The organism is Bradyrhizobium sp. ERR14 (genome assembly GCF_014198235.1).
In the GTDB taxonomy this organism is placed as follows: domain Bacteria; phylum Pseudomonadota; class Alphaproteobacteria; order Rhizobiales; family Xanthobacteraceae; genus Bradyrhizobium.
The window spans coordinates 219,897-233,676 of the sequence record NZ_JACIHD010000006.1 but is presented as its reverse complement, the minus strand read 5'-3'; the positions used below and the strand labels follow the sequence as shown (position 1 = coordinate 233,676).

Genomic DNA, 13,780 nt, shown 5'->3' with positions numbered 1-13,780 from the left:
GCTGTCGCTCTTCCCTTGCAATGACGGGGAGACAGTCGTCGGAAATCGGGTGGCGGGGTGAACGTCGGACTGCGAAGGTGATTGTTATGACAATGACCGCACGAAAATCGGCCCAATCCTCCGTTCCCGACCTCACCGCCCACGTCGACGCCCTCGACTGGCCGCAGATCACGGCCGAACTCGATTCCGAGGGCTGCGCCGTCCTGAAGGGCCTGTTGACGCCGGACCAGTGCCGCGCCGTTGCCGCGCTCTACCCGGACGACACGCAGTTTCGCAGTCGCATCGTCATGGGCCGCCACGGCTTCGGCCGCGGCGAGTACAAATATTTCTCCTATCCGCTGCCCGATCTGATCGCGCAGCTGCGCCCGGCGCTCTACGCGCATCTGCAAGGCGTCGCCAATCGCTGGAACGAGGCGATGGGGATCGACATTCGCTATCCCGCCGCGCATGCGGCGTTCCTGAAACGCTGCCACGAGGCGGGGCAGGCGCGGCCGACGCCGCTGCTGCTGCAATATGAGGCGGGCGACTACAATTGCCTGCACCAGGACCTCTATGGCGAGCACGTGTTCCCGCTCCAGGTCGCGATCCTGCTCTCCGAGCCGGGCCGCGACTTCACCGGCGGCGAATTCGTGCTGACCGAGCAACGGCCGCGCATGCAGTCCCGCGCCGAGGTGGTTCCACTCGCGCGGGGCGACGCCGTCGCCTTCGCTGTGCATCACCGCCCGGTGCAGGGGACACGCGGCACTTACCGCGTTAATCTGCGCCATGGCGTCAGCCGCATCAGGTCCGGCCAGCGCCACACGTTGGGTGTAATTTTCCACGATGCCAAATGAGTGCTGCGATTGACGGCTGATCTGTTCGACAGCGTTGCCGAGGCGCAGCCGTCGCGCGAGGAGATCGCCGATGGTGCCGTGCTGCTGCGCGGCTTCGTCAAGCCGATCGAGACCGAGCTGATCGCCGCCGTGCGCGCGATCGTGGCGCAGTCGCCGTTCCGTCGCATGACCACGCCCGGTGGTCATCTGATGTCGGTGGCGATGACCAATTGCGGCGAGCGTGGCTGGATCACCGATCACACCGGCTATCGCTACGACCCCATCGATCCGCGCACCGGTGCGCCATGGCCCGAAATGCCGCCGGTGCTCCGCGATCTCGCCCGCCACGCCGCGGAGCAGGGCGGCTTCCAAAACTTCGCGCCCGATGCCTGCCTCGTTAACCGCTACGAGCCCGGCACGCGGCTGTCGCTGCATCAGGACAAGGACGAGCTGGACTATTCGGCGCCGATCGTCTCGGTCTCGCTCGGATTGCCCGCGACCTTCCTGTTCGGCGGCCTGGCGCGCGCCGACAAGCCGCGCCGCTTCCGCCTGGTGCATGGCGATGTCGTGGTCTGGGGCGGACCTAGCCGGCTTGCCTATCACGGCGTCGCGCCGCTCGCGGAAGGTGAGCATGCGCTGCTGGGGCGGAAGCGGATCAATCTGACGTTCCGCAGGACGCGGTGACCTTCCTTCTCCCCTTGTGGGAGAAGGTGCCTTCCCGAAGGGAAGGCGGATGAGGGGTCTTTATCCGCCAAGACAGACCCCTCATCCGTCTCGCTGCCGCTTCGCGTCAGCGATCCACCTTCTCCCACAAGGGGAGAAGGGAAGAACCCTGGAACGACGATGCTCCGACTAAGGCTTCGGCGGGTGAATGAACGCCCAGGGGCTGACCTCCGAATCGCGCGTCACCTCGACCGAGATCAGATACGGCCCGCTGTGCGCCAGCGCCTTTTCCAGCACGGCCTTGAACTGATCGGGCGCGGTGACGCGCGAAGCGGCAACGCCGAACGACTCCGCGAGCTTGACGAAATCCGGATTGACGAGGTCGGACGCCACTACGCGGCCTTCGAAACGTTCGCGCTGGTCGCGGCGGACGTTGCCATAGGCGTTGTTGTTGAACACCAGCGTCACCACGCCGATGTTGAACTGCACGGCGGTGGAAAGCTCCTGCACGCCGAACATGAAGCCGCCGTCGCCGGTGATCGCCACCACCGGCTTGTCGGGGTTGGCGACCTTGGCACCTAGCGCGGTCGGGAAGCCCGAGCCGAGCGTGCCCTGATAGCCTGACGTGATGAAGGTGCGCGGCTGGTAGATCGGAAAGCCGTACCAGGAGGCAAAGCCGACCTGCGACAGTTCATCGGTGACGATCGCGTTCGCCGGCAGCACCTCGCGCAGGATGTTGAGATACGCCATCTGCGGCTGGATGCGCTGGATCTCGGCTTGCGCGGCCGCGGTCGCCTCGCGGATGTCCTCCCGCCGGCCACGGGTCCGCGTAAAGCCGGCTTTCTTCACGGCCGCGACGAGATCGGCCGTTCCGGCCTTGGCATCGGCGACGATGGCGGCATCGACGACGACCCGGCGCATCTCGGTCGGGTCGATGTCGATCCGAACCGATTTCAGCCCCTTCGGCTGATAGGGCCAGCGGAAGCCGGATGCCGGCAGCTCTGCGCGGGTGCCGATTGCGATCATCACATCGGTTGTCGGCCACAGCTTGTAGGCCGCGGCCATTGTGAGGCCCAGCTCATGCGCATTGGAGACGATGCCGCGGCCGCTGCGGAAGGCGACCACAGGCGCATCGATCATCTCGGCGAGCTCGAGGATCTCCTCGCCTGCCTCGATCGCGCCGCTGCCGACAAAAATCATCGGTGCCTTGCTGGCCTTGATCAACGCGGCGGCCTGCTTGGCGAGATCCGGATCGGGCTGCGGTGCGGGCAGCGGCTCCAGCACCCGGGAAGCGGCGGTGTCCGCGCGCTGGGTGAAGACGTCCCAGGGCATCTCGACCGAGGCCGGGCCACGCCGTCCCGACATCATCTCCTGGAAGGCGCGCGCGACGACCGTCGGCGCATTGCCGGGATATTCGATCCGGTCGGCCCATTTCACATAGGTGCGCAAGGTCGCGAGCTGGTCCGGCATCTCGTGCAGATGGCCGCGGCCCTTGCCCAAAAACTGCGTCGGCACCTGGCCGGTGACGCACAGCACCGGCTCGTTGCAGCCGAACGCGGTGAGCAGCGCCGCACTCGCATTGAGCACGCCGGGGCCGGGCACCACGCTGAACACGCCGGGCTTGCCGCTGGAGCGCGCATAGCCGAACGCCATGTAGCCGCAGGCCTGCTCGTGCCGCGCGCCGATCACCTTGAGCTGGGCCTGATGGAAGGCGTCGAACAGGCCGTAGACCTGCGCGCCCGGCAGGCCGAACACGGTGTCGACGCCATGGGCGACCAGGCCGCTTACGATCGCTTCGCCGCCGGTGAGGGTGGTCATTGCATCATTCCAATCTTGTTCAGGCTTCGTCGACGACACCGTTGCGCAAGCTGCCGATGCCTTCGGCCGCGACTTCGATGACGTCGCCGGGCTTCAGGTACCGCGGGGGATCGAACCGGGCACCGGCGCCGGTCGGCGTGCCCGTGACGATGATATCGCCGGGGACGAGCGTTGCGAAGGTGGAGATATAGTTGATGAGATAGCGGAAGGAGAACATCAGCCGGCTGGTGCGATCGTCCTGCCTGAGCTCGCCGTTGACATGCGTGGTGAGCCTGACATCGGCGATCTGAGATTCCTGGACGTAGGGCACGAGCCATGGGCCGAGGCTGCCGCTGGAATCAAAGTTCTTGCCCTGGGTGACGTTGAACTTGGCGTGGCGCAGCCAGTCGCGCACCGAGCCTTCGTTGCACAGCGTGAGCGCCGCGATGTGATCGAGCGCGCTGCTTTCCGGGATGTGGCGGCCTTGCTTGCCGATCACCAGCACGATCTCGCCCTCATAGTCGAGCTGTGCGGACGCACGCGGGCGCACCAGCGGCGTGTCGTGGCCGACGAAGGAGCGGGGCGAGCGCATGAACATGCTCGGATATTTCGGCGCGTCCTGGCCGTCCTTGTATTCGGCGTTACGGTCGGGATAGTTGACGCCGATGCAGATGATCTTCTCCGGCGCGGGCACTGGCGGCAGCCAGGTGATATCGGCGATCGGTTGATCGGGCGTGCGACCGGCGGCTTCCTCGGCAAGGCTCACGAGCTTGCCGGCCGCGATCACCTCGCGCAGCGTCGGATAGTGTTTTGCGTAGCGCGCGGAGAGGTCGACGATGCCGCCCTCGAGGACGGCACCGTAGCTGACATCACCCTTGACGGAATAGGTGGCGAGGCGAGGGAGTTTCATAGGCGATCTCTCTTGTCGTCCCTGCCTAGTGCGCAATTGCGCACGGGAGCAGGGACCCATACCGCGTGATGTATCGATAGTGCGCGAGGGCGTTCCCGAACGACCACACTCCGCCAAACTGCACCCTGTGGTTATGGGTCCCTGCTTTCGCAGGGACGACGGGGGGAGAGGCCGTGCCTGTAACCGTCATCAATCCGCCACCAGCACGTCGGCCACGAATTTTGGCTCGCGCAAGGCTTGGCCGCTAAACGGCGAGCCCTGCTCGAACCAGGAGCGCGGGGCGGGTGCGCCCCACAGCGTCTGGCGGCGCGGATCGCGCAGCGACCAGCGCAGCGGCTCGTGGTCGTGATCCCCGGTGAAATAGTCGCTGGTGTAGAGCTCGAGCCGGTGTCCGTCGGGATCGCGCACATAGAGGAAGAATGCGTTCGAGATGCCGTGGCGTCCGGGACCGCGCTCGATGTTCTTGACGAAGCCTTGGGACGCCATGACGTCGCAGAGATGGATGATGTTCATCGCCGTCGGCGTCCAGTAGGCGAAATGGTGCAGGCGAGGGCCCTTGCCGTTGGTGATGGCGAAGTCGTGGACATTGCCCTTGCGATGCATCCAGGCCGCGGCGATGCGGCCGTTCGGTCCATCCTCCTCGGCATATTCAGTGAGGCGGAAGCCGAGCCGGGCGTAGAACTCCACGGTGTCCTGCACCTCGGCGGCGAAGACGTTGAAATGATCGAGCCGCTGCGGGTGGCAGCCCCGGTAGAGATCATAGCGGCGCAGCAGATGCGGCCGCCGGTCCATCGACGCATAGAGCTCGATCTGGAAGCCGAAGGGGTCGGTGAACTGCAGGGTCCGGCCCTGGAACGGCTGGTCGACGAAGGCGTAGGCGAGGCCGTTCTCCGAAAGGAAAGCAGCGGCCTTGTCGAGATCCCCATCGTTGCCGACCTTGAAACCGAGCCGCGCGCACGCCGGGACTGCAGCCTTCCGCAGCACTAAAGAGTGGTGCTGATGCTCTTCCGCTGCGCGCAAGTACACGACCTTGTCGTCGGCGTCCTCGACATGCAGGCCGACAATGGTCTCGTAGAACTCGCGGCTCAGCTTCAAGTCGGTGACGTCAAGCACGACGTGGCTGGAGCGGATGATGTTGAACGGCGGCTCGAAGATGTGTTGCGGTACGGGCATTTGCGTTTCCCCTCGGCTCGGTCGTCATTCCGGGCGGCTCGAAGAGCCGAACTATGGTGCGCAATTGCGCACCTGAGAATCTCGAGGCTCCGGATTCGCTTCGCGCTCCGGAACGACGAAGCGTTAAATTCCCAGTTTCTGAATCTTGTGCGTGCCCCGCGCCAGCGAGACGTGCTTGGTTTCCATGTAGAAATCGAACGAGTAATCGCCGCCGTCGCGGCCGATGCCGGAGGCTTTCATGCCGCCGAACGGCGTCGGCAAATGGCGGACATTTTCCGAGTTGAGCCAGATCATGCCGGCCTCCAGCGCGTCGGCGACACGTAGTGCGCGGCCGACATCGTTGGTCCAGACATAGCCGGTCAGGCCGTAGCGGATGTCGTTGGCGATCTCGACGGCTTCGGCTTCGTCCTTGAAGGGCAGCACCGTGAGGAACGGGCCGAACACCTCCTCCTGCGCCACGCGCATCTTGCCGTGTGCGCCGGTGACCAAGGTAGGCTCGACATAATGTCCGCCGCCCGGGCCGTCATGGGCCTTGCCGCCGACGGCGATCACAGCGCCGTCCTGGCGCGCGACGTCGAAATAGGAGCACACTTTTGCCAGATGCCGCTCGTGGATCAGCGGTCCGATCTCGGTGGCGGGATCGAGGGGATGGCCGACCTTCAGCGCCTTCACGCGCGCGGTGAGCTTCTCGGTGAACTTGTCGGCAATGCCGGCCTGAACCAGGAGGCGGCTCGATGACGTGCAGCGTTCGCCGTTGAGCGAGTAGATCATGAAGACGACGGCATCGAGCGCGCGGTCGAGATCGGCATCGTCGAACACGATCACGGGGTTCTTGCCGCCGAGCTCGAAATGCACGCGCTTCAAGGTCGGCGCACCCTGCACCATGATCGCCGAGCCCGTCGCGCTCTCGCCGACGAAGCCGATCGCCTTGATCGCGGGATGCTCGGTCAGCGCCTTGCCGGCCTCCTCACCGAAGCCGTGGACTGTGTTGAGCACGCCGTCGGGAACGCCGGCCTGCTTGACGAGCTTGCTGAGCATGTCCGCAGTGACCGGCGACCATTCGGCCGGCTTGTGCACGACGGTGCAGCCGGCAGCGAGGGCAGGGGCGATCTTCCAGGTCGAGAGCATGAACGGCGTATTCCACGGCGTGATCACGCCGACCGGGCCGATCGGCACGCGGGTCGAGATATTCCAGTGCTCATCGCTCGGCGTGTTGAGGCCGTCGCGCGCCTCCGCGCATTTGTCGGCGAAGAAGCGGAAATTCTCGGCGGCGCGGATCGCGGCCTTGGCCATGAAGCGATAGGCCTGGCCGGTGTCGATGCATTCGAGCACCGCGATGTCGTCGGCGTTGTCCTCGATCGCGTCGGCCACGCGATGCAGCAGCTTCTTCCGCATCGCCGGGCCCATGTCGCGCCAGGACTTGAAGGCAAGCGAAGCGGCCATTGCGGCGCGGTCGATGTCCTCGGCAGTACCGCGCGCGACACTTGCGAGCGTTGTGCCGTCGACCGGTGACTTCGTCTCGAACGTCTCGCCGGAGATCGAGGCAACGGCCTTGCCGTCGATCATGTGACCGATGCCGTCGGCACGCAGCTTCTTCAGCAGCGGTGCGACGCGGTCGCGGTTGGCCTGGAATACATCGGCTTTCGGGCTGGGCTTATCCATGGGCGGCTTCCACTTTCAGGGCGTCGTGGATGTTGTTGCGCTTCCAGCTGGTGTCCTTGTCGTTGATCTGCATGTCGAACGACAAAGCGAATTTGCTGGCAGCGAAGACGGGATCGAGATGGCGGGAGAGTGCCTGGAAGACGTGCTCGCCGGCTTTCTGGCGCGTGGGAAGGTCGCGGCCTTCGCCGATGCGCAGCACCATGTCGAGAAAGCCGTAGTCTTGCCTGTCATCGGCGATCGCATAGTGCTCGCACCTGATGGCGCGGACGCGGATGCCGCCGAGCGGGAAGATGCCAGTCTCGATCGCCGCCTTGCGCACGATCTCGCACACCGCCGCGATATCGAGGCGGCCATCGAGATTGGCCGAATATTCAATCGTGAAATGCGGCATCGCGGTTTCACTCCCTGTATTCTTATGCGCCTTAAGCGAAGTAGCAGCTGACCGATCCGTAGGCGCCATAATCGGCCTGAATTGTGTCGCCCTTGCGGGTCTCGATCGGGCGGATGAAGGAGCCGGCAAGCACGACCTGTCCAGGCTCCAGCGCAAGGCCGAGCGGCGCGATCTTGTTGGCGAGCCAGGCGACGGCGGTCGCCGGATGATTGAGCACGCCGGCGGCAAGGCCGGTCTCTTCGAGCTGGCCGTTTCGAAAGCACAGCGAGCCGATCCAGCGCAGGTCTGCGTCGAGCGGGCGGATCGGCCGTCCGCCGAGCACGATGCCGGCATTCGCCGCATTGTCGGCGACGGTGTCGAAAATCTTTCGCGTCGCTTTGGTCTGGGGATCGACGCGCTCGATCCGCGTATCCAGAATCTCCAATGCCGGCACCACGAAGTCGGTGGCGTTGAGGACGTCGAACAGCGTGCAGTCCGGCCCTGCGAGCCGCTTGCTCATGACGAAGGCGAGCTCGGCCTCGACGCGCGTGGCGATGAAGCGCTCGGTCGGAACGATCCCGCCATCGGCGAAGAACATGTCGTCGAGCAGCACGCCGGAATCGGGCTCGTCGATATTGAGCGCGTTCTGCATCGCCTTCGAGGTCAGGCCGATCTTGTGGCCCTTGACGATGCGGCCCTCGGCGATCTTGACGTCGACCCAGGCTTTCTGAATCGCGTAGGCATCGGTGATGGTGATGCCGGGGAAATCCTGCGACAGCTGCCGGATCTGCACGCGGGTCTTCTCCGCCTGATGCAGACGCCGTGCGCAAGCTTGGATATCGTCGTTGGAAAGCGCCATTTGTGATCTTACAAACTGAGGTGCCGGGAGATACTTAACATGTTAAGTGAATGCGTCAAACACAATTTCGGCTTGCTGCACTGCAAACGTTTTGCGGTTTGAAAGGGCATCATGGTGAAGAGACCGGCTGATCCAGCCAACGGAAGCGCGCCTGCCGCACGGCAGGTGCCGATGCGCGATTTCTCCCGCTCTCTGCCGATGTCGCTGTTGCGAGCCCGCGAAGCGGTGATGCGGCAGTTTCGTCCCTCGCTGCGCGAGCACGGCTTGACCGAGCAGCAATGGCGCATCCTGCGTGCACTGGCGGCGATCGAAACGGTCGAGGTCACGGAACTCGCGCGCACGGCGTTCCTGCTCGGCCCGAGCCTGTCGCGCATCCTGCGCGATCTCGAGGCGCGCAATCTGATCGAACGAAAGACGGCGAAGGCGGACCAGCGCCGCAGCATGGTCTCGATCTCGAAAGAGGGCGTGAAGCTGATGGCCTCGGTGGCGCCGACGTCGGAAGCGATCTATGCCGAGATCACGCGACGGTTCGGCGCACGCAAGCTCGCCGAATTGCAGGAGATGCTCGGCGCGCTCGAACAGAGTCTTGCAGAGCTTGGCGCAAGCGAGGAGGCAAGTGCCGAGGAGTGAGCACGTGATGGCCGGAACCTGGGCGTCGGCGATGGTTTGACGTCGATTCGAAGGTGGGCGACGCTGGCCGTGTCGATGCCAGGGGCTAAACTGCCCATGCACGCCGCCGAGCCGATGCGGGGGATCGGGGGGCGCCGATTCCGGGCGATCCGGGGCGGAAAATCGTGACAGAGCGGCCCGATCCCTTGCCGGATGACACCCCAGGCGGCAATAGTGGGCGCCGCCCGCGAGGTCAGTGTCAGCGAAGTCGGTATCCAGCGCGCGAGCGCATAGGCGTTGCGTCATTGCGAGCGTAGCGCGGCGCTCCGGTTCGCGCTAACAGCGGGTCGTGCTGTCGCGGCGCTCGTCATGGTGACGAAGGTTCAAACAACAAAGAAGGAAGGCAACGTGGCGAACAAGGTCAAGGAAATCTGGAAATCGGGCAAGGCCGTGGTCAATGCGTGGCTCGCTATACCCTCCGGCTTCTCGGCCGAGATGATCGCGCAATGCGGCTTCGACAGCGTCACCGTCGACATGCAGCATGGCGTGCAGGACTATCTCTCGATGGTGCAGTGCTTCCAGGCCATGGACAAGCACCCCGTGACCCCGATGGTCCGTGTGCCCTGGAACGAGCCCGGCATCATCGGCAAGGTGCTCGACGGCGGCGCCTATGGCGTGATCTGCCCGATGGTCAACACGCCGCAGGAAGCCAGGAACCTGGTCTCCTATTCCAAATATCCGCCGCAGGGCGTGCGCTCCAACGGCCCGATCCGCGCCGGCATGTACGGCACCGCGGGCTCGTATCAGAAGACCGCGAATGCCGACACCATCCTGCTGCCGATGATGGAGACCAAGACCGCGGTCGAGAACATGGAAGCGATCCTCGACGTCGAAGGCATCGACGGCGTCTATATCGGCCCGTCCGACCTCGGCTTCTCCTACGGCCTCGAGCCCAAGCTCGACCGCAGCGAGCCCGAGATCCTGGCGATCTACGAGAAGATCATCAAGGAATGCGGCAAGCGCGGCCTCAACCCGGGCATCCATTGCAGCGGCGCCGAAGGCGCAGCGCGCGCCATCAACATGGGCTTCAAGCTGGTGACGCTGTCGAACGAGGTCGGCCTGATGACCACCTACGCCAAGATGCAGGTCAATGCCACCCGCAAGGATTCGGGCGGGAAGGCCTAAGACATCGCGAATGGCGAATGGGGGTAGCGAATAGTGCTGCTCCCCTTTTTCCATTCGCCACTCGCTACTCACTATTCGCTCAAGGAGACCTGCCATGACCATCAGCCCCGTCATCCGCCTGCATCCCGATGATGGCGTGCTGATCGCGCGCGCCAGCCTGCCGCCCGGCACTGTCGTTGCTGACGGCGTGACCACGGTCGAGCGCATTCCCTCCGGCCACAAGGTCGCGATCAAGCCGATCGCTGTGGGTGAGCCTGTCATCCGCTACGGCCAGATCATCGGCTTTGCGACCATTCCGATCGCGCCGGGCCAGCACGTGCACGTGCAGAATATCGGCATGGGCGACTTCTCAAAAGACTATGCCTATTGCGCCGACGTCAAGCCGACGCCGAATTTCGACCTGCCGGCGACCTTCGAGGGCATCCGCCGTCCGGACGGCCGCGTCGCCACGCGCAACTATATCGGCATCCTCACCTCGGTGAATTGCAGTGCCCATGTCGCAAGCCTCGTCGCCGACGTCTTCAAGAAGAATCCCTTCACCGGCGACAATCCGCTGGCCGATTTCCCCAATGTCGACGGCGTGGTCGCGCTGACCCACAAAACCGGCTGCGGCATGACGCAGAACGAGCCCTTGGCGTTGCTCCGCCGCACGCTTGGCGGCTATGCGCGCCACGTCAATTTCTCTCACGTCATCGTGCTCGGCCTCGGCTGCGAGGTGAACCAGATTGGCGGCCTGATGGAGGAGCAGAAGCTCGCGGGACGCCTGCGCGCGATGGACATCCAGGAGGTCGGCGGTACCCGCAAGACGGTGGAGGCGGGCATCGCCTTCGTGCGCGAGGCGCTGGCTGACGCCAACAAGGTCAAGCGCGAGACGGTGCCGGCGAGCGAGCTCACCGTCGCCCTGCAATGCGGCGGCTCCGACGGCTATTCCGGCGTGTCCGCCAATCCCGCGCTCGGTGCGGCCAGCGATCTCATCGTGCGTCACGGCGGCACCGTGATCCTGTCGGAGACGCCGGAGACCTACGGCGCCGAGCATCTCTTGACGCGCCGCGCCGTCAGCCGCGAGGTCGGCGAGAAGCTGGTCGACCTGATGCGCTGGTGGGACGAATACACCGAGCGCGAAGGCGCCGAGATGAACGCCAATCCGAGCCCCGGCAACAAGGCCGGCGGCCTCACCACCATTCTTGAAAAATCGCTCGGTGCGATGGCGAAGGCCGGCACCACCAATCTCGTCGAGGTACTGCGTTACGCCGAGCCCATCACCAAGAAGGGTTTTGTCTTCATGGACACGCCCGGCTACGACCCTGTTGCGGCAACCGGGCAGGTCGCGGGCGGTGCCAATCTCGTCTGCTTCACCACGGGACGCGGCAGCGTGTTCGGCTGCAAGCCGGCGCCCTCGATCAAGCTCGCCACCAACACGCCCATGTACAAGCGCATGGAAGAGGACATGGACGTCAATTGCGGCACCATCCTCGAAGGCGAGGAGAGCGTGGAGCAATGCGGCCAGCGCATCTTCGAGCTCATTCTGAAGACCGCCTCCGGCCAGCCGACCAAGAGCGAGAGCTTCGATTTTGGCGGCGCCGAGTTCGCGCCCTGGGTGCTCGGCGCGACGATGTAATCGCGCGTCGCGCAGCACAGATGCAATTGCGTGTCATTGGGGGTAACGCGCGGGCGATGGGCAGCGCGTGTGGTCGCGCGAAATGCACCGATCGTTCGCTACGTAATGATACGGAGGCACGCTCCTCTCGCCGGGGATCTGCGGCTTACACCTGATTAACAATGTTGTCCTAGACAGGCGGATGATGCGCTCCACAGCGTGGTGGGGCCGGCCTTTTGAGGATCGAACCGATGCAAGCGATACGTCCTACTGGGGTGGAAAATCTCCTCGGTGAGGAGCAGCTGATTGTATCGAAGACCGATCTCAAAGGCCGCATCACCTACGCCAATGACGTCTTTCTCCGCATGGCGAAATACCCCTGGAAGCAGCTGATGGGCGCGCCCCACAGCCGGATCCGCCATCCCGATATGCCACGCTGCGTCTTCAAGCTGCTGTGGGATACGCTCCAGGCCAAGCAGGAAATCTTCGCCTACGTCGTCAATCTCGCGGGAGATGGCAGCCATTATTGGGTGTTCGCCCATGTCACCCCGACGCTCGACGATCACGGCAACATCATCGGCTATCACTCCAATCGACGCAGGCCCGATCCGGCGCCGGTCGAGCGCATCAAGCCGATCTACAAAGCGCTCTGCGCGGAAGAGGCGCGCCACGCCAATGCCAAGGACGGCATGCGTGCGAGCTTCGAAATGATGGTCGGTCTGCTCAAGCAAAACGGTGTCGGTTACGATGAATTTGTGCTCTCTCTCTAAGGCGCAGGGAGCGACCGCAGTCGCGTGCCTTCTCGCCACCATCGCGTTCGTCGCCTCGCTGCTCGGCTGGACCGGAATCGTCAGCGCAGCGCCGCTCGGGGCGGCGATCCTGCTGCTCGGCTACGCCGTCTGGTGTCAGCACCGCACGGCGGTGGCAGTCGATGAGGTCGCCGATGTCTGCCGCAAGGCGGCGCGCGGCGATCTCGAAGCGCGGATCCTGAGCGAGCGGCAAGCGGGGCGGATCGGCGCCATCCAGAAGTCGGTCAACGACATGCTCGACATCACTGATGCCTTCGTGCGCGAGGCTTCGGCATCGATGGACTATGCCAGCCGCGGCAAGTATTTCCGCAAGATCCTCGCGCGCGGATTGCCCGGCTCGTTCCGCCGCTCGGCAACCGTCATCAATGCCGGCACCGACGGCCTCGGCCGCCGCGTGGTCGAGATCGCCGGCCTTGCAAAGCAGTTCGGCACGCATCTCGACGAGGTCGCAGGCAGCCTGATGAGCGCCGCGACCGACCTCGAAGCCGATGCCGGCCAGATGGCGGCAGCGGCGGAGACGACGAACCGCCAGACCTCCGGCATGCGCAGTGCGTCCGATCAGGCCTCGAGCAACGTTGCGACGGTGGCGAGCGCCGCGGAACAGCTCGCATCCTCGATCGCCGAGATCAGCCGCCAGGTGGCCGGCTCGACCACGAGCACCGGGCGCGCCGTCGACGAAGCCAATCGTGCCGGCAGCGAGATTCGTAGCCTCGCGGATGCGGCGCTGCGGATCGGCGATGTCGTCAAGCTGATCAGCGAAATTGCCGAGCAGACCAACCTGCTGGCGCTCAACGCCACGATCGAGGCGGCGCGGGCAGGCGAGGCCGGCCGCGGCTTCGCCGTCGTGGCCTCCGAGGTCAAGAGCCTCGCCAACCAGACCGCCAAGGCGACCGAGGAGATCAGCACCAAGGTCGGCGAGATGCAGCAATCGACCACCAATTCGGTCGCGGCCGTCGAGGCGATCGCGCAGACCATCGCGGAGATCGACGGCATCACCGCCAGCATCGCCGCCTCGATCGAGCAGCAGGGCTCCGCGACCCGCGAGATCGCCCGCAACGTCCAGGAAGCATCAGTCGGTACCTCGCAGGTGTCCTCCAACGTGTCAGGCATCAGCGAAGCCGCCGCCGACACCGGCCGCGTCGCTGCCCGCGTCAACAGCGCCTCTGAACGCGTCCACGGCGAAGTCGAGACGCTCAGGCGCGAAGTGACGCAGTTCCTGCAGCGGCTGACGTCGGCGGCGTAGGGCTGCGCACATGGCGCGATGGCCGCGGGTGAGCTTTATCGGTTGGCTCGGAATCGTAGGGTGGGCAAAGGCGCACTTGCGCCGTGCCCAC

General features: G+C 64.9%; 13 protein-coding genes. 7 read left to right on the top strand and 6 right to left on the bottom strand.

What is annotated here, in order from left to right:
• Nucleotides 1–86 precede the first annotated feature (86 nt).
• Both GGD62_RS19315 and alkB read left to right on the top strand, forming a co-directional pair.
• Nucleotides 87–833 carry a 2OG-Fe(II) oxygenase gene (locus GGD62_RS19315; protein ID WP_409333953.1) on the top strand — a complete coding sequence of 249 codons (747 nt, stop codon included), beginning with the start codon at nt 87–89 and terminating at the stop codon, nt 831–833.
• Nucleotides 834–842: 9 nt separating this feature from the next.
• On the top strand, nt 843–1,496 hold the full coding sequence (gene alkB, locus GGD62_RS19310) for a DNA oxidative demethylase AlkB (protein ID WP_183709581.1): 654 nt from the start codon (nt 843–845) through the stop codon (nt 1,494–1,496).
• A gap of 168 nt (nt 1,497–1,664) precedes the next feature.
• On the opposite strand, the gene GGD62_RS19305 is transcribed toward alkB, so the two are convergent.
• From GGD62_RS19305 to hpaH, 6 genes are all read right to left on the bottom strand, one after another.
• Entirely contained in the window at nt 1,665–3,293 is a 1,629-nt protein-coding gene (locus tag GGD62_RS19305; RefSeq protein WP_183709579.1) for a thiamine pyrophosphate-dependent enzyme, read from the bottom strand.
• A 19-nt stretch (nt 3,294–3,312) separates the two neighbouring features.
• The gene (locus GGD62_RS19300) at nt 3,313–4,182 is read right to left on the bottom strand and encodes a fumarylacetoacetate hydrolase family protein (protein ID WP_183709577.1); all 870 of its coding nucleotides are present in this window, start codon (nt 4,180–4,182) and stop codon (nt 3,313–3,315) included.
• A gap of 189 nt (nt 4,183–4,371) precedes the next feature.
• Nucleotides 4,372–5,355, bottom strand: a complete 984-nt coding sequence (gene hpaD, locus GGD62_RS19295) for a 3,4-dihydroxyphenylacetate 2,3-dioxygenase (protein ID WP_183237331.1) — start codon at nt 5,353–5,355, stop codon at nt 4,372–4,374.
• Between the two features lie 123 nt (nt 5,356–5,478).
• Nucleotides 5,479–7,017, bottom strand: a complete 1,539-nt coding sequence (hpaE, locus tag GGD62_RS19290) for a 5-carboxymethyl-2-hydroxymuconate semialdehyde dehydrogenase (RefSeq protein ID WP_183709575.1) — start codon at nt 7,015–7,017, stop codon at nt 5,479–5,481.
• Nucleotides 7,010–7,408, bottom strand: a complete 399-nt coding sequence (locus GGD62_RS19285; protein ID WP_183709573.1) for a 5-carboxymethyl-2-hydroxymuconate Delta-isomerase — start codon at nt 7,406–7,408, stop codon at nt 7,010–7,012. The genes hpaE and GGD62_RS19285 overlap by 8 nt, the downstream gene beginning before the upstream one ends.
• 31 nt (nt 7,409–7,439) lie before the next feature.
• Nucleotides 7,440–8,246 (bottom strand): 2-oxo-hept-4-ene-1,7-dioate hydratase, encoded by an 807-nt coding sequence (gene hpaH / locus GGD62_RS19280; protein ID WP_183237333.1) that lies wholly within the window; start codon nt 8,244–8,246, stop codon nt 7,440–7,442.
• A gap of 111 nt (nt 8,247–8,357) precedes the next feature.
• On the opposite strand from hpaH, the gene hpaR reads away from it, so the two are divergent.
• From hpaR to GGD62_RS19255, 5 genes are all read left to right on the top strand, one after another.
• Nucleotides 8,358–8,876: a homoprotocatechuate degradation operon regulator HpaR gene (gene hpaR / locus GGD62_RS19275; RefSeq protein ID WP_018315666.1), complete on the top strand. Its 519-nt coding sequence runs from the start codon at nt 8,358–8,360 to the stop codon at nt 8,874–8,876.
• A 387-nt stretch (nt 8,877–9,263) separates the two neighbouring features.
• A complete protein-coding gene (locus GGD62_RS19270) occupies nt 9,264–10,040 on the top strand; it encodes an HpcH/HpaI aldolase/citrate lyase family protein (RefSeq protein WP_008549964.1) in 777 nt (258 codons plus the stop codon).
• 94 nt (nt 10,041–10,134) lie between these two features.
• Nucleotides 10,135–11,658 (top strand): UxaA family hydrolase, encoded by a 1,524-nt coding sequence (locus GGD62_RS19265; RefSeq protein WP_092256842.1) that lies wholly within the window; start codon nt 10,135–10,137, stop codon nt 11,656–11,658.
• Between the two features lie 230 nt (nt 11,659–11,888).
• Nucleotides 11,889–12,407 (top strand): PAS domain-containing protein, encoded by a 519-nt coding sequence (locus tag GGD62_RS19260; protein ID WP_183709571.1) that lies wholly within the window; start codon nt 11,889–11,891, stop codon nt 12,405–12,407.
• Nucleotides 12,385–13,689, top strand: a complete 1,305-nt coding sequence (locus GGD62_RS19255; protein WP_183709569.1) for a methyl-accepting chemotaxis protein — start codon at nt 12,385–12,387, stop codon at nt 13,687–13,689. The genes GGD62_RS19260 and GGD62_RS19255 overlap by 23 nt, the downstream gene beginning before the upstream one ends.
• Nucleotides 13,690–13,780: the final 91 nt, after the last annotated feature.

Excerpts from the sequence above, each read along its gene's own strand:
- GGD62_RS19305 (WP_183709579.1), bottom strand. The coding sequence starts at position 3,293 with ATGACCACCCTCACCGGCGGCGAAGCGATCGTAAGCGGCCTGGTCGCC.
- hpaR (WP_018315666.1), top strand. The coding sequence starts at position 8,358 with ATGGTGAAGAGACCGGCTGATCCAGCCAACGGAAGCGCGCCTGCCGCA.
- hpaH (WP_183237333.1), bottom strand. The coding sequence starts at position 8,246 with ATGGCGCTTTCCAACGACGATATCCAAGCTTGCGCACGGCGTCTGCAT.
- GGD62_RS19265 (WP_092256842.1), top strand. The coding sequence starts at position 10,135 with ATGACCATCAGCCCCGTCATCCGCCTGCATCCCGATGATGGCGTGCTG.
- GGD62_RS19300 (WP_183709577.1), bottom strand. The coding sequence starts at position 4,182 with ATGAAACTCCCTCGCCTCGCCACCTATTCCGTCAAGGGTGATGTCAGC.
- GGD62_RS19285 (WP_183709573.1), bottom strand. The coding sequence starts at position 7,408 with ATGCCGCATTTCACGATTGAATATTCGGCCAATCTCGATGGCCGCCTC.
- GGD62_RS19315 (WP_409333953.1), top strand. The coding sequence starts at position 87 with ATGACAATGACCGCACGAAAATCGGCCCAATCCTCCGTTCCCGACCTC.
- hpaE (WP_183709575.1), bottom strand. The coding sequence starts at position 7,017 with ATGGATAAGCCCAGCCCGAAAGCCGATGTATTCCAGGCCAACCGCGAC.
- GGD62_RS19260 (WP_183709571.1), top strand. The coding sequence starts at position 11,889 with ATGCAAGCGATACGTCCTACTGGGGTGGAAAATCTCCTCGGTGAGGAG.
- GGD62_RS19255 (WP_183709569.1), top strand. The coding sequence starts at position 12,385 with ATGAATTTGTGCTCTCTCTCTAAGGCGCAGGGAGCGACCGCAGTCGCG.
- hpaD (WP_183237331.1), bottom strand. The coding sequence starts at position 5,355 with ATGCCCGTACCGCAACACATCTTCGAGCCGCCGTTCAACATCATCCGC.